Origin of the sequence: Bradyrhizobium sp. HKCCYLRH3059 (assembly GCF_051168035.1) — a bacterium.
Taxonomy (GTDB): Bacteria; Pseudomonadota; Alphaproteobacteria; order Rhizobiales; family Xanthobacteraceae; genus Bradyrhizobium.
Window position 1 is genome coordinate 59901 of record NZ_JBNPUF010000004.1, and the last position, 24057, is coordinate 83957.

Genomic DNA, 24057 nt, shown 5'->3' on the forward strand with positions numbered 1-24057 from the left:
ACACCACCGCCCGCTGGTTGTAGGAACGACGACATCCGTGGCTGTGCTTTCCGCGCATCATCATGCAGTGCAAAGCGCCGCGATGCGCACGTTTGCCCGCTGGGCGGACCGGACCGCCACCGACCATGCTCACGAAGGCTGCTGACAGAATCTGGCAGAGGGCTCGGCTAGTCGTGTGGCTGAAGCGCCGCAACCGGCGCCGCCACCGGAGAGACGACGATGCCCGACTTCAATTTTCTGATCCTCTATGTCGACAACCCGCCGAGGAGCGCGGCCTTCTATGCGGATCTGCTCGGGCGGCCCGCGGTCGAACAATCGCCGACGTTCGCCATGCTGCCGCTGCGCGAGGGCGTCATGCTGGGCTTGTGGTCGCGGCACACGGTCGAGCCGCCAGCGACGGGCGCCGCAGGCTTCGGCGAGGTCGCGTTCGCGGTCGGCGATGCCGGCGAGGTCCAGAGGCTGCACGACGACTGGAAGGCGCGCGGACTTTCGATCGCGCAGGCGCCGACACGGATGGATTTCGGAACGACGTTCGTCGCGCTCGATCCGGACGGGCATCGCCTGCGCGTGTTCGTTGCGCAGGATGCGGCCTAGCTCTTCCGCGGTGGCTGGCCTTTCGCGCCAGTCGGCCTTTCAGCCTAGTCCGCCTTGGCCGGCTCGGGCTCGCGGTGCGGCGCTGGCTGCGCGGGTGCGTTGGCGAGGCGCGCGGCGTTGGCCATGTTGGCCAGCGCCGCGACCTTTTTCTGCTGGTCCGATCCCGGCTGCACCACGCCGCAGGACATGATCAGCGTCGCCGCGTCCTCGGCGCTCATGTCGACCTCGATGATCTTGCTCCGCGGCAGATAGAAGAAAAAGCCGGTGGTGGGGTTCGGTGCGCACGGCAAGAACACCGAGATCTGCTCGTCGTCACCGGGCAGCCGGCTCGAAATCTCCGCGCTCGGCGGCTGCGAGATCAGGACGATCGACCACATGCCGGGCGAGGGAAACTCGACCAGCCCGACACGGCGCAGGCTCGATCCCTTGCCCGAGAACAGCGTTTCGAACACCTGCTTGAGGCCGCGATAGATCGCGCGCACCGCCGGGATGCGGCCGAGCAGCCGCTCGCCGAGGTCGACCAGGGTGCGGCCGATCAGGTTGGCCGTCAGGAAGCCGAGCAGCGTCAGTCCGATCACGGCCACGATCAGGCCGGAGCCGGGCACGCCGAACGGCAGATAGGTCTCCGGACGATAGACCAGCGGCACGAACGGCCGGACCAGCCCGTCCACCCAGGTCACGAACCACCAGGTGATGTAGAGCGTGATGGCAACGGGACCGGCGACGACGAGGCCGGTCAGGAAATAGTTGCGAAACCGGAACATCAGCCCATGGTGGGGCGTCTCGGCGGGAGCATCGGCCAAGGGATCGGTCTCAGGCGGCAGGTCGTCGCGGGAACTCATGCGAACTTCCGGGTCGGATCAAATCTCACCTAGGGGTCTTAGCAGATTTTTGAAGGGCGAAGGCCCTCTTTCCGACACATGCGCGCTTTGCCGCTGACCTGTGGCCCGGCAGCCGGGCACCAAGTCAACGCGCAAGGCGTCGATTTTTCAATCCCTGCTGCGGCGAGGAGCCACTCATAAGGGCCAACGCGCCGCCCTAGGCGCTACGCAGCGGCAGGGCCAGCCCGACCGCCACGAAGATGCCGCCGCAGACCTGGTTGAAGCGTCGCCCGACCCGGACGAGCCATGGACGAACGCGGGCCGCGGCGCTGGCGATGGCGACCTCGGTCAGGAACTCGGTCACCGTATAGGTGACGGCCACGATGCCGAACTGTACCGCAAGGCTGCGCTCGGGGTCGATGAACTGCGGCAACAGGGCGCTGAAGAACAGCAGGCATTTGGGATTGGTGGCCGCGGTCAGGAAACCCTGGCGAAACAGCACCTGCCCGCTCGCAACGGCGGGCTCACTGCCGGCGTCGACCGCCACCGGCGGCGATCGCCACAGCTTGATGCCGAGCCAGGCGAGATACAGCCCGCCCACCCACTTCAGGACGACCAGCCAGGTGATGGAGGATTGCACCAGCGCGCCGATGCCGAACATGCAGAGCGCGATGATGAGGACGAAGCCGATCAGGCCGCCGGCGATCGTGAACAGCGTCCTGCGCCCGCCATGCAGCGCCCCATGGGTGAGAGCCAGCAGGCCGCTCGGGCCGGGCGTGAGCGAGATACCGATGCTCATGAGCAGGAACAGCAGCCAAGTGTCGAAAGCCATCGTGATCCCCGTGATGGAGCGGACCGCCGAGCACCGTCGGGGACATCGCCTGAAACTGATGTCGGATTGCGGATCAGATGGCAATACGGCCGAGTTTGCACGCTCGTGCCCCCCGTGAGGTGTGGGCGCGAAAAAAACGGTGTCGTCCCGGACAAGCCCGGCAACGCGATAGCGTTGGCGGGCGCAGATCCGGGACCCATAATCCCGAGAGGTCGTTTGAAGCAGGCTGGAGCCGCCGACGCTGCGAACCATTAAGCACGGTGGCTATGGATCCCGGCGTTCGCCGGGATGACAGCGAATGTGCAGATGCCGCGTCGCAACTTACGCCGAACTGGTTCTCAAGGCGATGCGAGAGCATCAGCCAAGAGAAACCCGCTGCTACTCCACCGTGACCGACTTGGCGAGATTGCGCGGCTGGTCGACGTCCGTCCCCATCACCACGGCAGTGTGATAGGCCAGGAGCTGGACCGGGATGGCGTAGACGATCGGCGTGAATGTCGCGGCCATGTCCGGCATGGTGATCGTCACTAGCGAGTCCACGGTCGCCTCCTCGGCGCCCTTGGCATCGGTCATCAGGATGATCTTGCCGCCGCGCGCGGCGACCTCCTGCATGTTCGACACCGTCTTCTCGAACACGCGATCATAGGGTGCGATGACGACGACCGGCATGGTCTCGTCGATCAGCGCGATCGGGCCGTGCTTGAGCTCACCGGCGGCGTAGCCCTCGGCGTGGATGTAGGAGATCTCCTTCAGCTTCAGCGCGCCTTCCAGCGCCAGCGGATAGGAGGTGCCGCGGCCGAGATAGAGCACGTCCTTCGACTTGGCGATCTCGCGGGCGAGCTTCTCGATCTGCGGCTCGGTCGTCAGCGCGGCCGCGATCAGACGGGGCACCTCGACCAGGCCGTGGACCAGCTTGGCCTCGTCGGCCTCAGAGAGTTCGCCGCGGCCGCGGCCGGCGGCGATCGCGAGCGCCGCCAGCACCATCAACTGGCAGGTGAAGGCCTTGGTCGAGGCGACGCCGATCTCGGGACCGGCCAGCGTCGGCATCACGATCTCGCTCTCGCGCGCGATCGTCGATGTCGGCACGTTGACGACGGAGAGCGTATGCACGCCTTGCGACTTGGCGTAGCGCAGCGCCGCCAGGGTGTCGGCGGTCTCGCCGGATTGCGAGATGAAGATGGCGAGATCGCCCTGGCGGAGCGGCGCCTCGCGGTAGCGGAACTCGGAGGCGACGTCGAGCTCGACCGGCACCCGCGCGAAGCGCTCGAACCAGTATTTGGCGACGAAGCCGGCGTAGCTCGCGGTGCCGCAGGCGGTGATCGAGATGCGCTGGATGTCCTTGAAGTCGAACGGCAGCCGCGCCGGCAGCATCACGCGCTCGGTGCCCATGTCGACGTAGCGTGCCAAGGTGTGGCCGACGACCTCCGGCTGCTCGTGGATTTCCTTGGCCATGAAGTGGCGATAGTTGGCCTTGTCGACCAGGAACGACGAGGCGCCGGATTTCAGCACCTCGCGCTTCACCACCGCGCCCGTTGCGTCGTGGATGATGCCGGCGTCGCGGGTGATTTCGACCCAGTCGCCGTCGTCGAGATAGCTGATCGTATCGGTGAACGGCGCCAGCGCGATCGCGTCCGAGCCCAGGAACATCTCGCCGTCGCCATAGCCCATCGCCAGCGGCGAGCCCTTGCGGGCGCCGATCAGGAGATTGCCGTGGCCCTTGAACAGGAAGGCCAGCGCGAATGCGCCCTTCAACTGCGGCAGCGACGCAGCCACGGCCTGTTGCGGCGTGTGGCCCTTCAGCAGATAGGAATTGACCAGATGGACCACGGTCTCGGTGTCGGTCTCGGACGCGAACTTGGCGCCCTGCTTTTCGAGCTCGGCCCGTAGTTCGCGAAAATTCTCGATGATGCCGTTATGCACTACGGCAACGTTGTCAGTCGCATGCGGATGCGCGTTGCTCTCGGTCGGTTTGCCGTGGGTGGCCCAGCGGGTATGACCGATGCCGGCGTGTCCCTTCAGCGGCTGCTGCCCGAGCCGCTTCTCGAGGTTCTTCAGCTTGCCCTCGGCGCGCCGCCGGTCCAGATGATCGCCCTCGAGCGTGGCGACGCCCGCGGAATCGTAGCCGCGATATTCGAGACGTTTCAGGGAATCGACGAGATGCTCGGCAACCGGCCCGCGTCCCAGGATCCCGATGATTCCGCACATCAGCGCCAGTCCCCAAATCGTCGAGAGAGATTCAAAAGCGTGGCATTGTCTTAACGAAAACGGCGCGCTTTCAGGTTCAATAATTATTGCGGATTGCGACAGGGTTAAGTGGGAGCCCTAACCGAGGGCCTGCAGGCAACTCCGGTTCGATGCGGAGGTCCAGTTCGGAGCGCACTTAACGCCAGGTCAACGCTTTTGCGCAGAGACTGTCGCGTCGGAGAGGACGCCATGACCTATAGCCGCCGCCCAACTGATCCCAAGGGCACCAGCCCGCTCAGCCTGTCGCATCCGACGTCCGGGAGCCATCTGGCGCACTGGCCGCCGCCGACCTTGAGCAACGAGCTCAAGCCGATGCCGATCAAGCACCGTACCAACGAGCCGGTCAAGCACGCCACCCGCCGCGGCTGGCGCCTGACGCGTGCGATGTTCGCCGAGTTCCAAGACGACGAAAGCTGACGTCTCAGCTCACTTCTTGTGGCGTTGCTTGGCATTCCGGAAGCGCGCCGCGGCGCCTTCGCGCGTCGTCTGCGGACTGCGCTCCAGCGCCAGCGCATCGTCGGGCACGTCGCGCGTGATTACCGAGCCTGAGCCGATATAGGCGCGCGCGCCGATGTTGATCGGCGCCACCAGCGAGGTGTTGGTGCCGATGAAGGCGCCCTCGCCGATGTTCGTCTTGTGCTTGTTGAAGCCGTCATAGTTGCAGGTGATGGTGCCGGCACCGATGTTGGAATTGGCGCCGACATGGGCGTCGCCGATATAGGACAGGTGATTGACCTTCACGCCCGCCTCCAGCACTGCGGCCTTGGCCTCGACGAAATTGCCGATCTTGGCGCCGTCGCCGAGCGACGTACCGGGCCGCAGCCGCGCGAACGGCCCGAGCAGGCTGTTGCGGCCGAGCTTGGATTGCACGATGTGCGAGAACGAATGCACCACGGCGCCGTCGCCGATCGACACGCCGGGGCCGATCACGACGAACGGCTCGATAGTCACGTCCTTGCCGAACGTCGTATCCGCGGCGAGATAGACGGTCTCCGGCGCGATCAGCGTCACGCCCGCATCCATCGCCGCGCGGCGCAACCGGGTCTGCATCACGGCCTCGGCCTCGGCGAGCTGCGCCTTGGTGTTGATGCCGCGCACTTCGTCTTCAGACGTCTCGATCACGACCGCGCCGAGCCCCTGCTCGCGCGCGATCGCCACCGCGTCAACGAGATAATACTCGCCCTTGCTGTTGGCGTTGCCGATCCGGTCGAGGATCGCGAGCGCGCGACGACCGTCCATCGCCATCACGCCGGCGTTGCACAGCGTGATCGCCCGCTCCGCTTCGCTCGCATCGGCCTGTTCGCGGATCGCGACCAGCTTCGATCCGTCGAGCAGCAGGCGTCCGTAGCCGGTCGGATCGGCGGCGCGAAAGCCGAGCACGGCGAGCGCTGCGCCCTGGGCCAGCGCCGCCCGCAGCCGCGCGAACGTCTCGGCCGTGATCAGCGGCGTGTCGCCGAATGCGACCAGCAGATCGTCTGCGCCGCGCGCGATCGCCTGCCGCGCCGCCAGCACCGCATGCGCCGTCCCCAGCCGGTCGCGCTGGACGAAGATATCCGCATCCGGGCGCAGGCGCCTGGCTTCCTTCTCGACCGCGTCGTGCCCCGGCCCCACCACCACCGCGATGCTGGCGCCATCCCCGTGCGGCGCCGCCGCCAGGACGTGCGCGAGCAGTGATTCGCCGGCGATGGGATGCAACACCTTGGGCACGCTCGTGCGCATCCGGGTGCCCTCGCCTGCCGCAAGCACGATGGTCAGACTGGATCGAGCGGTCATGAAACACCTGGGATGAAGGGAGCGCATAGGTCGCGCTGTCATAATGCGTTTTCTGCGCGGGGCAAACCGCACCGGCTAAAGCCCCTGGTGGTTTTCCTGTTAATGTTCGCTTCGTGATTCGATTAAGGCAGGTTCATGGCTAAGGACTCCCGCAAATCCGCCGGCGCAAATGCAGCTGAGAAGACGGGCACCACTCTGTCTGGACTGTTTGCCGACGAGAACGAGTTCGATCGCCGCGCGCTGTGGCGGCTCGGCTGGTGGGGGGCTGGCGCCGTCGGCGCCGTCGGCCTGGCCGTTTTCACCAATCAGGCCGCACAGGGATGGCGGCAGGACCGTGTTTCCGCGGCCGATCTGTCGCGCCAGGCGCAACTGCTGCAGTCGCTGGCCCGTGAGACTCAGGGCGAGGCGCGCCAGCTCGGCGCGGCCATCGAGACGCTCAACACCGATCGCGACCGGCTGTACGCGCGCGTGACGGTGCTCGAGCAGGGATTGGACTCGGTGACCGGCGCGCTGGCCAAGCAGAGCGCCCAGGCGACTGCGAATACCGCCCCCGGCAGCAAGGCGGCCCCCGCGCCACAGATCGCTGCCGTCGAGTCCCAGGCCCCGGTGGCGGCCGCGTCGGGTTCCCCGCCACCCGGCCCCTTGCCCGCATACGCGAACGCGTCGCCATTCATGCCGGTTCCCAACGGGGCGGCCGGAACCAGTCCAGCCCAGCCGAGTACCCTGCCGGCTGCCGCGAGCGCCGACAAGACGAAGCAGGAGCAGGCCAAGCCGATGTCGGCCGGGCTATCGGCGGCTTCGTCATCGCCGGTCTCTTCCGCCCCGTCGCCGACACCGTCAGCCTCGTCCGCATCGCCGGCTGCGACCGGTTCCAAGCCGACTGGTGGTGGCTCGGACCCGGCCGGCAAGCCGGCCGAGACCGACAAGCTCGCAAAAGCCGAACCCGCAGAGGCCGCCGGCGCCAAGGGCAGCGACAGCACCGACGCCGCGGTCACGGCGGTCCAGAAGACCGAATTCGCCGTCGATCTCGGCGGAGCCAACTCGCTCGGCGGCCTGCGGGCGCTGTGGCGGGATCTCGTGAAGACCCATGCCGACCTCGCCTTGCTCAGGCCGATCATCATCCTGAAGGAAGGCCGGAGCGGTCCGGGTATGCAACTGCGGCTCGGCGCCGGCCCATTGGGCGACGCGGCGACGGCGGCGAAGATCTGCGCGGTCCTCGCCGAGAGCCAGCGCGCTTGCGAGACCACCGTCTATGACGGCCAGCGCCTCGCGGTCCGCGAGGAGCCGGAGGCGGCCAAGCCGGCCGCTCCCGCGGCTGCCGCCCAGAAGCCGGTGCAGCGCCGGCGCACCTATCAGCCGCAGGCCCAGCAGCAGCGTCACGGCAAGCGCGAGGAGCCGCCGGCTGCGGCCGCGCCCGCACCGCCGCCGGCAGAGGCGCCCAAGCCCGAGCAGCCGTCGGCGCTGTCGTCGTTCTTCCGCCGCTCCTGAGGCTCGAATCGACGTGCGGCCAAAGCCGGTTGGGACGGATTGTGAAAGCAGTCCGCGAACCGGCTTTGCGGCTTGTCCGCACGTCCTTTCCGCAGCATAGTCCCGCGCATGAAAAAGACCCCGTTCCGCCTCTCGCCCTATCAGGTGCAATGGCTCCTGATCATAGGCTTCGTCACCGTCGGCTATGCCCTCTATCTGCGCTATCTGGCGATCGAGCTGTCGAGCGTCGCGCTCGCCTGCGACGCCGGCCTGCAGACGCTGGCCTGCAAGAGCCGGGCGGTTGCGACCACGCTGTTCAAGAATTCGGTATTCGGCGCCACCGCGCTGGTGATCGCGGTGCTGCACGTGATGCGGCCGTCGATCGTGCTGCTGACCGGCGGGCTGATCGCCGCCGGCCTCGGCATCGTGCTCTACAACATCGTGCTGTCGGGGCTGGCGATCGGCCTGCTCATCCTCGGCTTTGCGCGGCCCGCGCCCGCCACAGCGTGAACGCCAGCAGCAGATACATCGCGCAGGTCCACATCGCCTGCCAGTTGTCGCGGCCCTCGTTGTAGATCACGTAGACCGAGGAGATCGCGAGCAGGCCGGCGAAGCTGGCCTCGGCGATCGGCCGGGGACCCTGCGCCGGACGATTGCCGAGCAGCATCGCGAACGGCACCACCGCCATGGTCAGGCTGGCGAACGGGAAATCGCGGTAGCGCGGGTCGAACACGAAGCCGAGCGCCGTCTCGGCCGCAATCAGCACCGTCACGACGAGGACCAGGCCCAGCAGGTAGGTGATCTTCAACTGCTTGCGGCCGTCATTCGGTCCGAGCAGGTCGAGGAAGGTCGGCAACGGCCGCCCGGCCATCGTCGCATTGGCGCTGAGGATCGGCGCCAGGACGCCGGCCGCGAGCAGCGCCCCCCAATGCAGCCAGCCGCCGGCACCGAGACTCTCATAGAACATCTTGTCCGCGGCCATGCCGAACAGCACGCCCGCCGTCGTCGCGGAGATCCCGACCCCGACCCAGGCCGAGAGGTGCGGCGGCCAGGGCCGGCGCCGCACCGTCAGCCAGCCGGCCAGGAACACCACGAAGGACAGGATCATGCCGCCGCCCATCTGCAGCTTCCACAGCGGATAGTTGCTGACCGGTTCGCCCGGCGGATATTTCAGCGCCCGCGTATCGTCGCTGATCAGGCCCCAATAGCCGCCGACCGTGCCTTCGAGCTTGCGCTTCCACGGCTGGTCATAGGCCTCGATCAGGTTGACGCGGAAGTTCTCGCGCTTGGCGAGGCTGAGGATCTCCGACACCACGCGGGCCTGGTTGGCCCGCGACGGCAGCGCGCCCTCGCGCATGCGCCCCTCGCTCGGCCAGCCGGTCTCGCCGATCAGGATCTCCTTCCCCGGAAAGGCGACGCCGACCTGCTGGCGGATGGCGTCGACATGGGACGCGGCGAATTTCGCGCGCACCGGGATGTCCTCCCAATACGGCAGGATATGAACCGTGACGAAGTCGACGATGTCGTAGAGCTCGCGGTTGCGCAGCCAGAACTCCCAGACGTCGGCATAGGTGACGGGAATCGTGACCTGCGCCTTGACGCTGCGGATGGTCGCGGCCAGATCGGCTGATGTCATCTCGCCGCGCAGCAGCACCTCGTTGCCGACCACCACGGCCGTGATCACCTTCGGGTAGCGCTTGATCAGGTCGACCGCGATGCCAATCTGCTGCTGGTTCTTCAGCTTGTTGGAGCCGAGCCAGATGCCCTGGATCACCTTGATGCCGACGCGGGCGGCGATTCCCGGCACCTGGTCGAGACCGTTCTCGATCGAATAGGTGCGCACGCATTCGGAGATCTTGGCGAGCTGCACCAGGTCCTGCTCGATCTGCTCGGCGTCGATATGGGTGGTCGGATCCAGCGGGCTCTGCTGGCCGCGGAACGGCGCATAGGACACGCACTGCAGCTTCGAAGCTGGCTCGATCGGCGCGCGCGCGAGCATGATCGGCTGGGCCAGCCACCACCACGCGGCGGCGATGACACCCAAGGATATGAGCAGAAGCGCCAGCGGCGTAGGAAGGGATTTCAGTTCCGTGTCTCCAGGCAGGGTGGTGTCGATTACCCGGTCGGCGGCGATCTGCCAAGTAGGCGATCGGGCCCTCCGGCGCTCCCGGCGTACCTGCTCCACATCGCCCTTTTACGATGACGCGAGAAAGTTGGTACGTTGCTGGACAAAATCCGAGATTCCGGTCATTGGGAATCCCGGTTGACCCCGGCCGTCGCAACGTCGCAACCCAGATTGGGCCCCTGCGCAAGCGCCCGTTAGGAACGCTCTGCGACAGTCGGAATCAATCTCCCGCCGCAATCGGGGCTGATTTGATCGGCATCAACACTGCGTCCGTCAGGGGACGGCACGAAGGCAACAATCGGGGAATTTATGGGTCGACGCGTGCTCCACTCCAAGTTTTCGGTTTCGCGCCTGTCGGCGACTCTGGGCCTCGTGCTCCTCATCGGCGCGCCCGGCGCGCTCGCCCAGAGCGGCAGCGACCATCCCCAGGACCAAAAGCCGCAGGCGGCCAATCCGGCCGACGTGTCGAAGGAGAACCAGCGCAAGGCCGACGAATTCACCGAAGCGTCCCAGGCGCTCAGTGGCGGCCCGGCCGGCAATCCCGAATGCGTCTGGCTCGGCCGCCGCGTCGTCCAGTTGATGTACAACGACGACCTCGATACCGCCTTCCGCCACCTCGATCTCTATGACCGGTTCGGCTGTCCCGGCGGCCACGTTCAGGCCGCCTTCCGCTGCCTGACGCGTTTCATCCCGCAGATCGATCCGAAGGTGCCGAACTCGCTGAACAACCACGTCCACGGCTGCTGGATCAATCCGGACGCCAAGCCGCAGGTGGCTGCGGCGCCTGCGCCGGGCCCGGCCTCGACCCCGGCCGCGCAGGCTTCGCCAGCACCGACGCAGCAGCCCGCTCCCCAGGCCTCGCCCTCACCCGCGCAGCCTCCGGCGAAGTGACCGGCGCCTGAAGGCAGGCGGGACGCACGATCCCGACGACCGGACGCCATGCGCGGCTGCGGCATGACAGCGCTCCGATCACGTGGCAGGATACGGCCGAGATACGATCGAGGTCGTCGACGCGCGCCTGAGCTTCGCCCCGGTTCAGGCAACGTTCAGCAGGATTGGGCTCTGTTGGGATGACATATGATGTCGCGGCCTTCGGCTGTGACGGCGTGAGAATGATCGCCTTCGCCGCTCGTCGTCGGACGTCGCCCGCGAACGTGATCCCGGTAGCATCGCATACCCGAGATGGAACGGCGATCGACCGCTCCGCTTCACCGCTGACTTGATCCTAGGAATGGTTGCCCCTCCAATGCGTGCCGTTGTCGCCGTCCTGCTCCTCGTCACCGCTGTGCACGCCGCCCTCTGGGGACTGCTGCAGGACAAACAGGAGGCCCCCAGTTTTACCGGCCTGCTGCAGAGCGTCTCCTACGATCCGCATGAAGGAACCGGGGCTCCCGGCGCCAACACCGTGGCCTCGCCGGAACGCATCCGCGCCGACATGAAGAAGCTCGCCACGATGACGCGGGCCATCCGGCTCTACTCGTCTACCGGCGGCCTCGAGATCGTGCCGCCGCTGGCGGCGGAGGCGGGGCTGAAGGTGATGCTCGGCGCCTGGATCGACAAGGATCCGGACCGCAACGAGCGCGAGATCCAGTCGGCCATCACCCTTGCCCGCCGCAACAGCAATGTCATCGGCATCGTGGTCGGCAACGAGACCATCCTCACGGCGACCCAGAAGGTCGATGAGCTGATCGAGAAGATCAAGCGCGTGAAGAAGTCGGTCAACGTGCCCGTCACCACCGGCGACGTCTGGAACACCTGGCGCGACAACCCCGAGCTCGCGGCCAATGTCGACTTCATCGCCGCGCACGTCCTGCCCTATTGGGAATTCTTCACCGACGACCAGGCCGTCGATCAGGCGGTGGATCGCTATCAGCTCCTGAAGAAGCAGTTCACCGGCAAGCGCATCATGATCGCCGAGTTCGGCTGGCCGAGCCAGGGCTACAGCCGCAGCGGCGACGGCCGCGGCCCCGCCGTGCCGGGCCCGCTCCGCCAGGCCAAGGTGCTGCGCAATTTTCTGGCCCAGGCCGCCTCGATCGGCATGGAATACAACATCGTCGAGGCGATCGATCAGCCCTGGAAATATTTCGAAGGCGGCGTCGGCCCGTACTGGGGCGTCCTCAATGCCGCGCGCGAGGCGAAATTCGCCTGGACCGGCCCGATCGTGAATCCCGACTATTGGCAGCTCGCGACCATCGCGCTCCTGGTCGGCGTGCTCTTGTCGCTGCCGATCGTGCGGCTGCGCCAGCCGACCGTGCTGCAGGCGATGATGCTCGCCATCACGGCACACGGCGTCGGCGCCTGGGTCTCCAACGTCTTCGCCTATTGGAACGTGCACTATTTCGTCTGGGGCTCGACCTTCGCGCTGACGCTGGGCCTGATCCTCCTGGTTCCTCTGATCCTCATCGCGATGGCCCGCATCGAGGAGATCGCCGCGATCGCCTTCGGCCGCGAGCCGCAGCGCCTCTTGACCCGCGACAAGGTCGCGCAAGAGCGCGCCGCGATGCCGGAGGGCTATTGCCCGAAGGTGTCGATCCACGTGCCGGCCTATTTCGAGCCGGTCGACATGATGAAGCAGACGCTCGATGCGCTGGCCCGGCTCGACTACCCGAACTACGAGGTCGTGTGCATCATCAACAACACGCCCGACCCGGCGTTCTGGCAGCCGATCCAGGATCACTGCCGCATGCTCGGCGAGCGCTTCAAGTTCATCAACGCCGAGAAGGTCAAGGGCTTCAAGGCCGGCGCGCTGCGCATCGCGATGGAGCGCACCGCTGTCGATGCCGAGATCATCGGCATCATCGACGCCGACTATGTCGTGACGCCGGACTGGCTCTCCGACCTCGTGCCGGCCTTCGCCGACCCCGCCGTCGGCCTGGTGCAGGCGCCGCAGGAGCATCGCGACGAGCACCTGTCGCTGATGCACTACATCATGAACGGCGAGTACGCCGGCTTCTTCGACATCGGCATGGTTCAGCGCAACGAGGAGAACGCGATCATCGTGCACGGCACGATGTGCCTGATCCGGCGCGCGGCGATGGACATGGCCGGCGGCTGGTCGAGCGACACGATCTGCGAGGACACCGATCTCGGCCTCGCGATCCAGGAGCTCGGCTGGCAGACCCACTACACCAACACCCGCTACGGCCAGGGCCTCCTGCCCGACACCTACGAGGCGTTCAAGAAGCAGCGCCATCGCTGGGCCTATGGCGGCTTCCAGATCGTCAAGAAGCACTGGCGCCGCTTCCTGCCCGGCCACAGCCGGCTGACCTCGGACCAGAAGCGCGAGTTCTCGCTCGGCTGGCTCAACTGGCTCGGCGCCGAGAGCCTCGGCGTCGTGGTGGCGATCCTCAACCTGATCTGGACGCCGATCGTTGCCTTCGCCGGCATCGCCATTCCCGACAAGATCCTGACCATCCCGATCCTCGCCGCCTTCGTGGTCTCGCTCGCCCACTTCCTGATTCTCTACCGGCTGCGGGTGGCGGTGAAGCCGTGGCAGATGCTGGGCGCGATGGTCGCGGCGATGAGCGTGCAGTGGACGGTCAGCCGCGCCGTGGCGCAGGGCCTGATCACCGAGCACCTGGCGTTCGCCCGCACGTCCAAGGGCGGCCTGTCGCGGATGTCGATCGAGTTCCAGGCGTTCTGGGAGGCCGTGATCGGCGCCCTGCTCCTGATCGGCGCCACGATTCTGATCGTGACCAACACGCTTGCCATCACCGAGCTCTACATCTTCGCCGCCGTCCTGATCCTGGAGAGCCTGCCGTTCCTCTCAGCGGTCGCCATCGCGCTGCTGGAGATGTCCCGCATCAACTCCTTCGAGTTCTGGCGCCACGCCACCGTCCGCACCGCCGAGCTGATCGGCCTGCGCCCGGTCTGGGTGCCCGAGCTGGCCGGGCCCGGAATGCAACCGGCGCCGCTGAGCGCGGCGGCAACGAAGGCGGCGGATAAGGCGTAGCGCCGAGCGAGGCCTGCGGAAACGTAGGCCGCGTAGCCCGGATGAGCGGACGCCTGGGCCCGAGGGGGCGCAGGCGGCAGCGACATCCGGGGTCATCGCGACGGCCCGTGAGCCCCCGCAGGTCGCCTCCGCCGCCGCTCTCTCGAGCGCCGACGGCGTCTCATGACGGCGCCTCATGGCGGGCTACGGCACCGTCATCGCCGCGCCCGAAACGATCGTCGATCTCCCGTGGTTTCCCCCGCCCGCCCTATTGACCGGAACGGACCCACCCCCTACACAGCGCCCACGACAGCATGCGGCCCAAGGTCGGGGTTTTTTGCCGCCCCGATCTCATGCCGCAGTGAACCACGGCCACGCCTAAAGCGTTCCGATGGGGACCTGCCGACGATCCGGACAGTGACGGCCCTGCCGTCGCACCGCTTCTTGGAAGCGAGCGCGTAGCTCAGCCGGTAGAGCACGTGACTTTTAATCATGGGGTCCCGGGTTCGAGTCCCGGCGCGCTCACCAAGATCCCGAACGATCGAATAGTCAGCCTGGCAGACGCCTCCCTTGGCCACGTCGGCACATCGGTAAGACGATGCGTGGCCTGGATCGCCCGTAAGCGGCAGCCTGAATGCGTCTCGATCGGAACTCGATTTCATACTCGATGAGTCGAACGCCCTCGATCCTCACGCGGCTTTGGATCCTCAGTCATTCCCTTGGCTACGATGCTCGCGCGAAGCTGGCGGGACGTCTCCATGATCTCTTCCACCAAGGCGATGTCACGAAGAAGCTGCCCAATCACCGCGCGTCAGCTCGATCATGTCGGCACCTCCACGTCTGCCGGAATTGCAGTCTGCGCAACCAGGGTGCTAAGGTCGACAACCAAAGGTATCGCAAGTCATTTTCATCGAATTCCAGTAAGGCCTTTTTGGCTAGGCGTTCGCGCCAGTGGAGCCAGCATGTCTGCAAGCTATGGCGCCGTGATCAACCGGCTGCTCAACGGCGTCGGCTTCCAACTCATTCGCCAATCGACGCTCCATCAGCTGGTCTCGTCGGCCCGCAATGCCAGCGAGCAGGACAACGAAGCAGGACCGAACGACGCCGCCGAACTCGATCCCGCGCGATTGGGCAACGAAGGTGAGGATCAAGTCCCACCGGATTCGCAAGCCAGCGAACCGACCGAGACGGTATCGGCCAGCTATCTCCAGAACCTGCAGCGCGAGAGTTTGGCGCTTCGTGAGATGTCGACCGAGCTCATCAAACTCAAGCTGCAACTGGCCGGAGCGAACGACGGCACCAACTCGAGCGAGCCCTCGACTCCGGACGTTGCCGGCCCCCGGCTCTACACACCCGTATACGACTACGCCGGACTGCGAACCGATCCCGCGATCGTGCACAACCATGACTTCATGCGGGATCCCGGCTTCGTCGCCGCCTACGAACGAGGCGCCGCCGCCGAGGGCTATGAGCCTCGCTATTTCTGGCGGACGCATGTTGCACTGTGGTGCGCCAGCATCGGCGTCAGCCTTGGCGGCGATTTCGTCGAATGCGGCGTCTGTCGCGGCATGCTCAGCTCTTCGATTATGCACTATCTCGACTGGAACAACCTCCAACGTCGATTTTTTCTGTTTGATACGTTTACCGGTGTCGACGAGCGCCTCGTCACCGATGAGGAGGTCGCAAGCGGCAACCTCGGCTACTTCAGAGAGATGTACAAGACCGACATCTATGAGGATACCGTTCGCAACTTCTCCGAATACAACAACGTCGAAATCATTCGTGGCAGTGTCCCATCGAGCCTGTCGACCGTCGACATCAATGCCGTCGCTTATCTCTCGATCGACATGAACAACGTCACGCCCGAGATCGCGGCCATCGACCACTTCTGGAGCAAGCTCCAGCCCGGCGCCCCGGTTCTGCTCGACGATTATGGTTTCGTCCGCTACGAAGCCCAGAAGCGTGCATTCGACGCTTGGGCCTCTCAGCATGGCGTCGCCATTCTCGCGCTTCCCACAGGGCAAGGCCTGATCATCAAGCCGCCACCGGCGCCGGGGGCTGTACGCCGGAAGCGGCGCTTCATAGCTCCATTTTTGTGCACCGCCACCGTGAAGCGGTTTTTTGGGATGACGACGGCGTAAGGTTGTCCACATGCCGACTGGCTAGTTCGGCCAATCCAAGGCACAATCGAGCGTTGCAGTCCTTGATTTATTGAATTCGGGAAGTACGGTGACGGTGCACAATATTAGCCGTCGCCTTTCCCGAGGGGGCACCGATCGTTCAACTTGGTGCTCCGTCTTCGTAGTCCAGGGATATTTCGGCGCGTCATTTTTTCTGTATAGACAGCAGCCGTTTCTTTGATTTTGTGCACTCGCATTTGGCATCGCCGCTGATAGAGCTACAGTAGCAATCCGCTCTTTCGCCAGGATCGCAGCTAGTGCTACAGCTGCTTCCATTCGAGCACGACTGACTGCATGACTTTCCTTTTGGCGTAGGTGTGCTCACCTGCTTGTTGCTTTGCTGGGCCAGAATCCAAGTTTCAGCACGACTATTGACCGGCTCAGCCGCCGCTGTAATAGTCAGTGTCGCCGGCAGCAGCAGGATTGCGACGAGCATCATTCCAAAAGTACGCACTTTCGCCCCCGAGAGAATATACGAATTCCACCACCCACCATTTATTCGGCTTGCAGTTGCATCATTGATAGAGATCAAACTTCGATATCATCTTGATTTCAAATTCTCGTTACGGCAGACCAGAGCTTTCCATTAGTAAGCGACGACCGAAGTCCGGAATTACGGTGACAGTGCTGGACTGCCCCCCTGAAGTGAGACACGATAATCTCGGTGACAGAGCGGTTGCCACAACGTGCTATCGTGCTTTGTTTTGCGCGAACGCGGCTTCGAACTCAAGAGGCGATCGGTAGCCGAGCGCCGAGTGCAGGCGTCGCTTGTTGTAGACGTCCGCGATGAAGCGATCGATCCGGCGACGAGCGTCTTTGATGTCGGAGAACGCCTTGCCGTTAACCTCTTCGGCCTTGAGCGTCTTCATGAAGCTTTCAGCCTTGGCGTTGTCGAACGGGTTTCCAGGTCTGCTCATGCTGATCGTGATGTCACGATCCGCCAAGATCTGGCGATAGGCGATCGAGGCGTACTGCACGCCGCGATCTGAGTGATGGATCAGGCTGCCGCGCTCGGGCTTGCGGGTCTCGATTGCCTTTTCCAATGCCGAGATTGCGAGCGAGGCATCGAGCGTGCTCTCGAATGCCCAGCCAACCGCCTTGCGCGAGAACCCGTCGAGTATGACCGCGAGGTAGGCGAAGGTCGTGGCGAGATGGACGTAGGTGATGTCCGCGACCCAGATCTGGTCAGGAGCGGACGGCACCAAGCCACGCACGAGGTTCGGTACGACAACAATGTCCCTTGGCCGCTCTGCCAGCGGCTTCAGGAATGGCACCTTACGCTGCGCGAGAAGATTATCCTCGCGCATGAGTCTAAGCACTTTCTTGGCATTGACGACCATGCCTTTGCGCCTGATGGTGGCTGTCACGCGCCGGTAGCCGTAGAACGGATGCTTGAGGCAAATGCGTTGGATCTGGTCGCGCAACTCGCAGTCGGCCACCTCACGACTGCGTCTGTTGAGATGCCGGTAATAGGTCGCGCGCGGCAGACCGGCCAAGCGGCAGAGCCGTTGCACATCGGCATTGGAGTCCGTCGTCTCCGACGTCATGGCTTGGACGACTTCGACGATGCGGGTGCGGGTTTGCCTTGCGCTACCGGCCGCTCCAATGCGCGCAAGGCTTGCCGAAAAAAATCGAGATCCATCTGCTGGCGGCCGACCAGCCGTTCGAGTTCGACGATGCGGGCATTCGCCAGCGCCAGTGCGGACCGCTTGTCGTCGTAGGTTGCTGGAGCTTTGAGCTTCCGGGGGCCGGGCTTCGGTCCCGGCTTGCGGTTTAAGCCGTCGGGCCCTTGCGCCTTCCAGGCCTTGATCCAGTCGTGCAGGATCTTGCGCGATATCCCAAGCTCTCGCGCCACAGGCAGAACGCCTTCGCCTCGCTCGACACGCTTGATCGCCTTCAGCTTGTAAGCCGTCGGAACTGACGCTTCTTCCCTCTTGCTGCCACAGGTCATCCTCGGAATGCCTGTCACCGAGATTATCGTGTCTCACTTCAGGGGGGCAGTCCAGCACTGTCACCGTAATCCAATGAGGGGGATCAGCGCGAGGGCTCTCATGGCGTGAATGCCTGGCATTGATGTCGCTCCGCAGCATGGCGCCGGCGCGGGGATCGAACGCACTGTCGCCGCACCAACCGGCGATGTCATCACGATTCCGGGCCGGCATGTCCCGTTGATCTGAATGTCCTGACCATTCGGGCGACACCAGGGCGCACGAGGCAACCGGCGAAGATCCCCAGCAGGGCGGCGCCGGCGAGTTGATGATCCCATCGCGCCCCGGCATGCCCCATCGCGTTGACGAGCACCTTGTAGGCGATCAGGAACAGGACGGCGCTGAAGACAAATCGGCGCAAGAATTCTGACCAACGAGAAGAGTGTTCCGAACACCACGCCAACCAGAATGGCGGGCCAATAGGTCGTCAGCCATTCCGACATTCTGCTTCTCCGACCGAGTGCTTCTTGGAGCGGCCAGATTACGGTGACAGTGCACTAAACTTCCATCGACGTCAGGTAACGCGGCCGCACTGCCTTAGCCCCTCACCCGCTCACCGCAAACCCAAGCACCAGCTGCTTCGGGCTCTGCTTGAATTCCTTGATCACCGCGGCCCGGACCTTCTCCGACAGCTCCGACAGCGGCTTGGCGGTGTAGAGCTTGGGGAAGGTCACCATGACCGACGTCAGCGTGCCGTTGTTCCAGTTGAAGCCGACTGCGGGACGCACGCCGGTTTCGGCGAGGAGGTCGGCTTCGACAGCCCGGCTGTAGGCAAGTCCGTTTTGAACGGCGTCGACCATCCCGCAGCCGGCGAGGCATGCGATCAGGGGGATCAGCGCGAGGGCTCTCATGGTCGTACACTCCAGGGTTCAGCGGCCGGCGACGCGCCCTCGCCACGCATGGCGCCTGCCGAGGTTGCAGCGGCCGGCCAGCATGAATGCTGGCCACGGCCGGATCATGGCGCGACGGCGCAACGTTTTCCAGCTTGACGCGCCGGGACAGGTTAGACTGGCGTGAGCCATCCATGAAGGCGGACCATCGTCAGGCATTGGCGTGCATGGTGCTGATCGCTGTCCTGATGGTCGCGCTCCTGTCGGCCAAGTATCAAGTATGACGACTGCCGGTGGCGCGGACAGTCTGAGACCGAGTGCTTGCGGCAGGCCCGGGGACTGCCTCCGGTCGGGCGGCCTTGAGCGAGAATTCCGGTGCGCAAATTTGACCCCGCTACTTGGCGCGGCAGTTTCATGCACCGTCACCGCAACTGCCGTAACCGCCAATGACGAAAAATCCGCTCCCTTACCCGCCGGGGGCATCGGCCTCCAGCACGACCTTCGCCACGGGATAACGCCAGTCGTTCTTCGTGTTGTCGGCGGCGGCATCGATGCCTGCCACGATGACCGCACCAAGGATCCCGCCATTGACGCCGCTGGCCAGACGAGCCTGGCGCGTCGCATCGAAGGGTGCGACCGTGATCATTCGCTTTTGATAGCCGGGCTTTTGGCAGGTCACGGCAAGCGTGCTCGACTGTCCGCGATAGAGCGGCACGCGCACCTTCGCGGGGCTCGTCATGGTTGCGCTGAAACCGGAGGCTTCCAGTGAGCAGGAGGCCCCGGCCATCTCGACCTCGCCTCCTCCGCCGGGATTGTGAAAAGTTCGCACTTCCACAAGCTGGTCACCCGCGAACTCGGGCACGCTTGCGTCGGTTCGGCGCTTCGGCTCGTAGACGTCGATTCCTCGGCTGCCCGTGCTGGACCTGATGTCGGTCACATTGTTGACCGCAAGCGGCGCAGCACACCCGCCAAGGCACGCCCTCCAAGGATGGCCACCCAGGTGGCCATCCAACGCAAATAGTCCATTTGAGCCCCCACAGCACCCCTACTGTTGTTGACTAGCGGTAGCAGGGGCCGATCTGGGGAACAATAGCCGCAACCTTAGGGGGAATAGAGCGACTATCAAAAACCGATGACGTTGCCGACAGGACACAGTCGCTGTCGTCCCCCAGCATCAAATACGTCGGTGGTCATGTGTCAGACGATCGCCAGCGGCGGGAATTCAGGGTCATCAACATGACGCGGTTGCTCCGCCACGACCTTCCTCGCGATCAATGCCAAGGCGGCGCGTTCGGCACCCGCGCAGGTTGCGGTGACCGGTGGGCATTCCCGGATCATGGCGCGACGGCGCTGCGCTTTCCAGCAACATGTGCTGTGAGGATGCGCGGACAAACTTATTTCATCAGGCCGCTCAACACGATCACCTCTGTCCAGTCCGCTTCTGAAAAATATTCCTCTTCCATTTTTCCGAAATTCATGATTGACTGTCCCCATCCCGTGCTCCTCGAGAGGGGCGGATCGCGATCGTCACGGACGTTGGGCGCGGGATGCGGTGGCCGCAGGCGGGTCGCAGCGTGCTTGAGGCGCGCGGACGAACGACCCCGTGCGGACGTGAAATCGCGTGGTCCTGGCGCCCCGAAGCTGGCGCCAAGTCCTGGGGGTGATGATCCCCGAGGGCGACGGTGGCTATCAAGCCGGACACCGGGGAGATCGCGTATAAGCGTGAAGACCATCGCGCGGGGAATGCCGGGTTGATCCGGCTGAACCTGTGGTGACTGCCGCCTGCTTTTTCTTCTGCAGGCGGGCCATGGGTGAGGCCCTCACCCGGCATTCCCCGCGCCCTCTGTTTCATGGGGGCGAGACGACCGGCACAGCTCGGGCGCGCAAGGCGTCGCGACGATGGTTGACCGCGCCCACCTGCCCCGCCCCCCCCTGCAACGTGATGAGGTTCAGATGGTCAGGCCGATAGGTCGTCATGCGGCGGGACTGAGCGACGTCGCCCGTTGCGTCCCTGCGGTGCGGACGCGCGCGGCTTGCAATCACCGGCTGCCGGGAGTGCGCGCACGAACAGCAACAAGATCTTACATGGCGACATCCGACCTGCGCAAAAGCGCCGCGTCCGCGGCGTGTGTTCGCATGTGTGGCCGCCCCCGATCGAACCGATGGCGATCGTCGCGGTGCAGCCGCGATCGCGTCAACCGTATCGTGAGGAAGTCCCGATGTCGTCACCCACGCCAACAGGACGGCGGGCCATGCTCGTCCTGCTCGCCGTTCTCCTCCTCGGCAACATCGCCGCCATCATCGCCTGGCCGTCGCATTGCGGCACGAGCCCACGGCTCACGATCGGCGGGGTCATGCTCGCCGGCTGCGGCGAGGCCGACGCCGCCGGCCCTCGCCTCGAGGCGATGCAGCGGCCGCATCGGGCGTCCGAGCCGGTTGAAATGGCGAGGGCTCCCTGACATCGTGGCCATCACCCGTGTTCAGCGATCAGCAGCCCGCCGAGATCGAGCGCGGCGATGCGCCGAGGCTGCTGCCGCGCCTTGCGGGCTCATGCGCCTCGTCTCGCCTAAGGAGCTTTCCCGATGTCCTACGCCTTCCTCTTGACCTCGCTGATCGTGGTGGCCTCGCCCGGCACCGGCGTGCTCTACACGCTCGCGGTGGCGCTGACGAAGGGATCGCGGATGAGCGTCGCCGCGGCGTTCGGCTGCACGCTCGGCATCATCCCGGCGATGCTCGCTGCGATCATCGGGCTTGCCGCCGTGCTGCACACCAGCGCGCTGGCCTTCGCCGCGCTGAAATGGTGTGGCGTTGCGTATCTCTTGTACATGGCCTGGCAGACGCTCGGTGAGCGTGGCGCGCTCTCGGTGGAGGCCAAGGATGACGCGAAGGACGCGGCGCGCTCGGCCGGGCGCGTGGTGCTGACCGGCTTTCTGATCAACATCCTCAATCCCAAGCTGTCGATCTTCTTCCTCGCCTTCCTGCCGCAGTTCATCGCCGCGGACGAAGTGCATCCGCTCGCCGCCATGCTCGAGCTGTCGGGCACGTTCATGGCGATGACGTTCGCGGTGTTCGTGGTCTACGGGCTGTTCGCCTCGGCGGTGCGCGATCGCGTCGTCAGCCGCCCCCGGGTGATGGCGTGGCTGCGCCGGGCGTTCGCCGGCGGCTTCGCACTGCTCGGCGCGCGGCTGGCGCTGAGCGAGCGCTGAGGTGGTCGCGCTGGGGCGAAGCGGTCGCGGATGACGAGACAATCCTCAGCCACACGAAGTTGGTCAATTTGTTACTCGTCATGCCCGGGCTTGTCCCGCCTGCGCGGCCGAAGCCGCTTCGGCGCGGCGAAGGCCCGGGCATCCATGGCGTTCCAAGGACGCCGATCGACGTGGATGGCCGGGACAAGCCCGGCCATGACGGTGTGGAGCGAGTGCGCCACAAACCTTAAGCCGCGTACGCGACCGCACTCCGCCGTTAGGCGTACCATCAAAAAGCGAGACCCGCCTGAAGCCAATGGCTCCAGACGGGTCTCATCAGTTCAGCAGTTCACCCGGCAGAGATCAGCCGAACTGGTTCATCGTGTTGTGCGCGCCGCCGGCCTTCAGGGCCTTCTCGCCGGCGAAGTACTCCTTGTGGTCGTCGCCGATGTCGGAGCCGGCCATGTTCTGGTGCTTGACGCAGGCGATGCCCTGGCGGATCTCGGCGCGCTGGACGTTCTTGACGTAGCCCAGCATGCCCTGCTCGCCAAAGTACTCGCGGGCGAGGTTGTCGGTCGAGAGCGCGGCCGTGTGGTAGGTCGGCAGCGTGATCAGGTGGTGGAAGATGCCGGCGCGCTTGGCCGAATCCGCCTGGAAGGTGCGGATGCGCTCGTCGGCTTCCTTCGCCAGCGGGGTGTCGTCGTACTCCGCCTTCATCAGCTCGGCGCGGTTGTACTTGCTGACGTCCTGGCCCGCCTCCTTCATCGCGTCATAGACCTGCCAACGGAAGTTGAGGGTCCAGTTGAACGACGGCGAGTTGTTGTAGGCCAGCTTGGCGTTCGGGATCACCTTGCGGATGCGGTCGACCATCTTGGCGATCTGCTCGATATGCGGCTTCTCGGTCTCGATCCACAACAGGTCGGCGCCGTTCTGCAGCGAGGTGATGCAGTCGAGCACGCAGCGGTCCTCACCGGTGCCGGGACGGAACTGGTAGAGGTTGGAGGGCAGCCGCTTCGGACGCAGCATCTTGCCGTCGCGGTTGATGATGACGTCGCCGTTGCGGGCGTTCTCGGGCGTGACCTCCTCGCAGTCGAGGAAGCTGTTGTACTGGTCGCCGAGATCGCCGGGCTGGCTAGAGAAGGCGATCTGCTGCGTCAGGCCGGCGCCGAGCGAGTCGGTGCGGGTGACGATGATGCCGTCCTCGACGCCGAGCTCCAGGAAGGCGTGGCGGCAGGCGCGGATCTTGGCCAGGAAGACGTCATGCGGCACGGTGACCTTGCCGTCCTGATGGCCGCACTGCTTCTCGTCAGAGACCTGGTTCTCGATCTGCAGCGCGCAGGCGCCCGCCTCGATCATCTTCTTGGCGAGCAGATACGTCGCCTCGGCATTGCCGAAGCCGGCGTCGATGTCGGCGATCACAGGGACGACGTGGGTCTGGAAGCCGTCGATCTTGGCGATGATCTCGGTCTCCTTCGCCTTGTCGCCGGCCTTGCGGGCCGCGTCGAGGCTGCGGAACAGGTCATTGAGCTCGCGCGAGTCGGCCTGGCGCAGGAAGGTGTAGAGCTCCTCGATCAGCGCGGGCACCGAGGTCTTCTCATGCATCGACTGGTCCGGCAGCGGGCCGAACTCGGAGCGCAGCGCCGCGATCATCCAGCCCGAGAGATAGAGGTAGCGGCGGTCGGTCTTGCCGAAATGCTTCTTGATCGAGATCAGCTTCTGCTGCGCGATGAAGCCATGCCAGCAGCCCAGCGACTGGGTGTACTTGGTGCTATCATTGTCATAGGCGGCCATGTCGGCGCGCATCACGGCCGCGGTGTAGCGGGCGACGTCGAGGCCGGTCCTGAAGCGGTTCTGCAGGCGCATGCGCGCCACGGCTTCGGCGGTGACGCCGTTCCAGGTCGGGTTGGTCTCGAGCAGCGCACGCGCCGCCTCGACCTCGGCCTGGTAGGACGAGGGGCCCTGGAGAGCCTGGTCGTTCAGTCCACGCGGTTGAAAGTTCATGTCCGTGATCCCTTGGTTAAGGACAACCTGGGACCTGTTGTAAGCACCCGGCGCCGGCGGACCAGACATTGCGCGGAAAACTTGTC

20 protein-coding genes and 1 tRNA gene are annotated in these 24057 nt (G+C 65.1%); 10 read left to right on the forward strand and 11 right to left on the reverse strand.

The features are described from left to right. Positions 1-219 precede the first annotated feature (219 nt). On the forward strand, positions 220-594 hold the full coding sequence (locus tag ACQR13_RS14090; protein WP_315751606.1) for a VOC family protein: 375 nt from the start codon (positions 220-222) through the stop codon (positions 592-594). A 44-nt stretch (positions 595-638) separates the two neighbouring features. Here ACQR13_RS14090 and ACQR13_RS14095 read toward each other — a convergent pair whose 3' ends face one another. The 3 genes from ACQR13_RS14095 to glmS form a co-directional block, all read right to left on the reverse strand. Beyond that, complete coding sequence (locus ACQR13_RS14095; protein WP_316170506.1) at positions 639-1436, reverse strand: DUF502 domain-containing protein; 798 nt, start codon at positions 1434-1436, stop codon at positions 639-641. Positions 1437-1632: 196 nt separating this feature from the next. Further along, entirely contained in the window at positions 1633-2247 is a 615-nt protein-coding gene (locus ACQR13_RS14100; protein ID WP_434862916.1) for a LysE family translocator, read from the reverse strand. Positions 2248-2625: 378 nt separating this feature from the next. After that, on the reverse strand, positions 2626-4452 hold the full coding sequence (gene glmS / locus ACQR13_RS14105; protein ID WP_434844244.1) for a glutamine--fructose-6-phosphate transaminase (isomerizing): 1827 nt from the start codon (positions 4450-4452) through the stop codon (positions 2626-2628). A 228-nt stretch (positions 4453-4680) separates the two neighbouring features. Between glmS and ACQR13_RS14110 the strand changes: the two genes are divergently transcribed. Next, positions 4681-4908, forward strand: coding sequence for a hypothetical protein (locus ACQR13_RS14110; protein WP_315712023.1), 228 nt, complete (start codon positions 4681-4683; stop codon positions 4906-4908). A gap of 9 nt (positions 4909-4917) precedes the next feature. On the opposite strand, the gene glmU is transcribed toward ACQR13_RS14110, so the two are convergent. Next, positions 4918-6264, reverse strand: a complete 1347-nt coding sequence (glmU, locus tag ACQR13_RS14115) for a bifunctional UDP-N-acetylglucosamine diphosphorylase/glucosamine-1-phosphate N-acetyltransferase GlmU (RefSeq protein WP_434862917.1) — start codon at positions 6262-6264, stop codon at positions 4918-4920. A gap of 135 nt (positions 6265-6399) precedes the next feature. On the opposite strand from glmU, the gene ACQR13_RS14120 reads away from it, so the two are divergent. Beyond that, positions 6400-7752, forward strand: a complete 1353-nt coding sequence (locus ACQR13_RS14120) for a hypothetical protein (protein WP_434862918.1) — start codon at positions 6400-6402, stop codon at positions 7750-7752. A 108-nt stretch (positions 7753-7860) separates the two neighbouring features. Beyond that, complete coding sequence (locus ACQR13_RS14125; RefSeq protein WP_284416120.1) at positions 7861-8241, forward strand: hypothetical protein; 381 nt, start codon at positions 7861-7863, stop codon at positions 8239-8241. On the opposite strand, the gene ACQR13_RS14130 is transcribed toward ACQR13_RS14125, so the two are convergent. Next, the gene (locus ACQR13_RS14130) at positions 8201-9730 is read right to left on the reverse strand and encodes a beta-(1-6) glucans synthase (protein ID WP_434862990.1); all 1530 of its coding nucleotides are present in this window, start codon (positions 9728-9730) and stop codon (positions 8201-8203) included. The two genes, ACQR13_RS14125 and ACQR13_RS14130, sit on opposite strands and share 41 nt — an antisense overlap. 435 nt (positions 9731-10165) lie before the next feature. On the opposite strand from ACQR13_RS14130, the gene ACQR13_RS14135 reads away from it, so the two are divergent. The 4 genes from ACQR13_RS14135 to ACQR13_RS14150 all read left to right on the forward strand — a co-directional run bounded on the left by ACQR13_RS14135 (position 10166) and on the right by ACQR13_RS14150 (position 15928). Continuing rightward, positions 10166-10747 (forward strand): beta-1-3, beta-1-6-glucan biosynthesis protein, encoded by a 582-nt coding sequence (locus ACQR13_RS14135; protein WP_434862919.1) that lies wholly within the window; start codon positions 10166-10168, stop codon positions 10745-10747. 355 nt (positions 10748-11102) lie between these two features. After that, positions 11103-13808: a glycosyltransferase gene (locus tag ACQR13_RS14140; RefSeq protein ID WP_434862920.1), complete on the forward strand. Its 2706-nt coding sequence runs from the start codon at positions 11103-11105 to the stop codon at positions 13806-13808. Positions 13809-14239: 431 nt separating this feature from the next. Next, positions 14240-14315 (forward strand) — tRNA-Lys (locus tag ACQR13_RS14145). Positions 14316-14749: 434 nt separating this feature from the next. Next, complete coding sequence (locus ACQR13_RS14150) at positions 14750-15928, forward strand: TylF/MycF/NovP-related O-methyltransferase (RefSeq protein ID WP_315751615.1); 1179 nt, start codon at positions 14750-14752, stop codon at positions 15926-15928. Positions 15929-16656: 728 nt separating this feature from the next. Here ACQR13_RS14150 and ACQR13_RS14155 read toward each other — a convergent pair. The 5 genes from ACQR13_RS14155 to ACQR13_RS14175 form a co-directional block, all read right to left on the reverse strand. Beyond that, positions 16657-17514, reverse strand: coding sequence for an IS3 family transposase (locus ACQR13_RS14155; protein WP_315751616.1), 858 nt, complete (start codon positions 17512-17514; stop codon positions 16657-16659). Next, the gene (locus tag ACQR13_RS14160) at positions 17511-17936 is read right to left on the reverse strand and encodes a helix-turn-helix domain-containing protein (RefSeq protein WP_316172328.1); all 426 of its coding nucleotides are present in this window, start codon (positions 17934-17936) and stop codon (positions 17511-17513) included. Before ACQR13_RS14160 ends, ACQR13_RS14155 begins: the two co-directional genes overlap by 4 nt. Positions 17937-18500: 564 nt before the next feature. Continuing rightward, entirely contained in the window at positions 18501-18806 is a 306-nt protein-coding gene (locus ACQR13_RS14165; RefSeq protein ID WP_315751619.1) for a hypothetical protein, read from the reverse strand. Positions 18807-19251: 445 nt separating this feature from the next. After that, on the reverse strand, positions 19252-19722 hold the full coding sequence (locus ACQR13_RS14170) for a hypothetical protein (RefSeq protein WP_434862921.1): 471 nt from the start codon (positions 19720-19722) through the stop codon (positions 19252-19254). Between the two features lie 260 nt (positions 19723-19982). Continuing rightward, positions 19983-20279 carry a hypothetical protein gene (locus tag ACQR13_RS14175; RefSeq protein ID WP_434862922.1) on the reverse strand — a complete coding sequence of 99 codons (297 nt, stop codon included), beginning with the start codon at positions 20277-20279 and terminating at the stop codon, positions 19983-19985. A gap of 758 nt (positions 20280-21037) precedes the next feature. On the opposite strand from ACQR13_RS14175, the gene ACQR13_RS14180 reads away from it, so the two are divergent. After that, positions 21038-21244, forward strand: coding sequence for a hypothetical protein (locus tag ACQR13_RS14180; protein ID WP_315751621.1), 207 nt, complete (start codon positions 21038-21040; stop codon positions 21242-21244). A gap of 123 nt (positions 21245-21367) precedes the next feature. Then, entirely contained in the window at positions 21368-21991 is a 624-nt protein-coding gene (locus tag ACQR13_RS14185; RefSeq protein WP_315751622.1) for a LysE family translocator, read from the forward strand. 342 nt (positions 21992-22333) lie between these two features. Here the strand turns inward: ACQR13_RS14185 and ACQR13_RS14190 are convergent, their stop codons facing one another. After that, entirely contained in the window at positions 22334-23971 is a 1638-nt protein-coding gene (locus tag ACQR13_RS14190) for an isocitrate lyase (protein ID WP_315751623.1), read from the reverse strand. Positions 23972-24057 lie beyond the last annotated feature (86 nt).

Excerpts from the sequence above, each read along its gene's own strand:
- ACQR13_RS14090 (WP_315751606.1), top strand. The coding sequence starts at position 220 with ATGCCCGACTTCAATTTTCTGATCCTCTATGTCGACAACCCGCCGAGG.
- ACQR13_RS14095 (WP_316170506.1), bottom strand. The coding sequence starts at position 1,436 with ATGAGTTCCCGCGACGACCTGCCGCCTGAGACCGATCCCTTGGCCGAT.
- ACQR13_RS14100 (WP_434862916.1), bottom strand. The coding sequence starts at position 2,247 with ATGGCTTTCGACACTTGGCTGCTGTTCCTGCTCATGAGCATCGGTATC.
- glmS (WP_434844244.1), bottom strand. The coding sequence starts at position 4,452 with ATGTGCGGAATCATCGGGATCCTGGGACGCGGGCCGGTTGCCGAGCAT.
- ACQR13_RS14110 (WP_315712023.1), top strand. The coding sequence starts at position 4,681 with ATGACCTATAGCCGCCGCCCAACTGATCCCAAGGGCACCAGCCCGCTC.
- glmU (WP_434862917.1), bottom strand. The coding sequence starts at position 6,264 with ATGACCGCTCGATCCAGTCTGACCATCGTGCTTGCGGCAGGCGAGGGC.
- ACQR13_RS14120 (WP_434862918.1), top strand. The coding sequence starts at position 6,400 with ATGGCTAAGGACTCCCGCAAATCCGCCGGCGCAAATGCAGCTGAGAAG.
- ACQR13_RS14125 (WP_284416120.1), top strand. The coding sequence starts at position 7,861 with ATGAAAAAGACCCCGTTCCGCCTCTCGCCCTATCAGGTGCAATGGCTC.
- ACQR13_RS14130 (WP_434862990.1), bottom strand. The coding sequence starts at position 9,730 with ATGCTCGCGCGCGCGCCGATCGAGCCAGCTTCGAAGCTGCAGTGCGTG.
- ACQR13_RS14135 (WP_434862919.1), top strand. The coding sequence starts at position 10,166 with ATGGGTCGACGCGTGCTCCACTCCAAGTTTTCGGTTTCGCGCCTGTCG.
- ACQR13_RS14140 (WP_434862920.1), top strand. The coding sequence starts at position 11,103 with ATGCGTGCCGTTGTCGCCGTCCTGCTCCTCGTCACCGCTGTGCACGCC.
- ACQR13_RS14150 (WP_315751615.1), top strand. The coding sequence starts at position 14,750 with ATGTCTGCAAGCTATGGCGCCGTGATCAACCGGCTGCTCAACGGCGTC.
- ACQR13_RS14155 (WP_315751616.1), bottom strand. The coding sequence starts at position 17,514 with ATGACGTCGGAGACGACGGACTCCAATGCCGATGTGCAACGGCTCTGC.
- ACQR13_RS14165 (WP_315751619.1), bottom strand. The coding sequence starts at position 18,806 with ATGAGAGCCCTCGCGCTGATCCCCCTGATCGCATGCCTCGCCGGCTGC.
- ACQR13_RS14175 (WP_434862922.1), bottom strand. The coding sequence starts at position 20,279 with ATGGGGACAGTCAATCATGAATTTCGGAAAAATGGAAGAGGAATATTT.
- ACQR13_RS14180 (WP_315751621.1), top strand. The coding sequence starts at position 21,038 with ATGCTCGTCCTGCTCGCCGTTCTCCTCCTCGGCAACATCGCCGCCATC.
- ACQR13_RS14185 (WP_315751622.1), top strand. The coding sequence starts at position 21,368 with ATGTCCTACGCCTTCCTCTTGACCTCGCTGATCGTGGTGGCCTCGCCC.
- ACQR13_RS14190 (WP_315751623.1), bottom strand. The coding sequence starts at position 23,971 with ATGAACTTTCAACCGCGTGGACTGAACGACCAGGCTCTCCAGGGCCCC.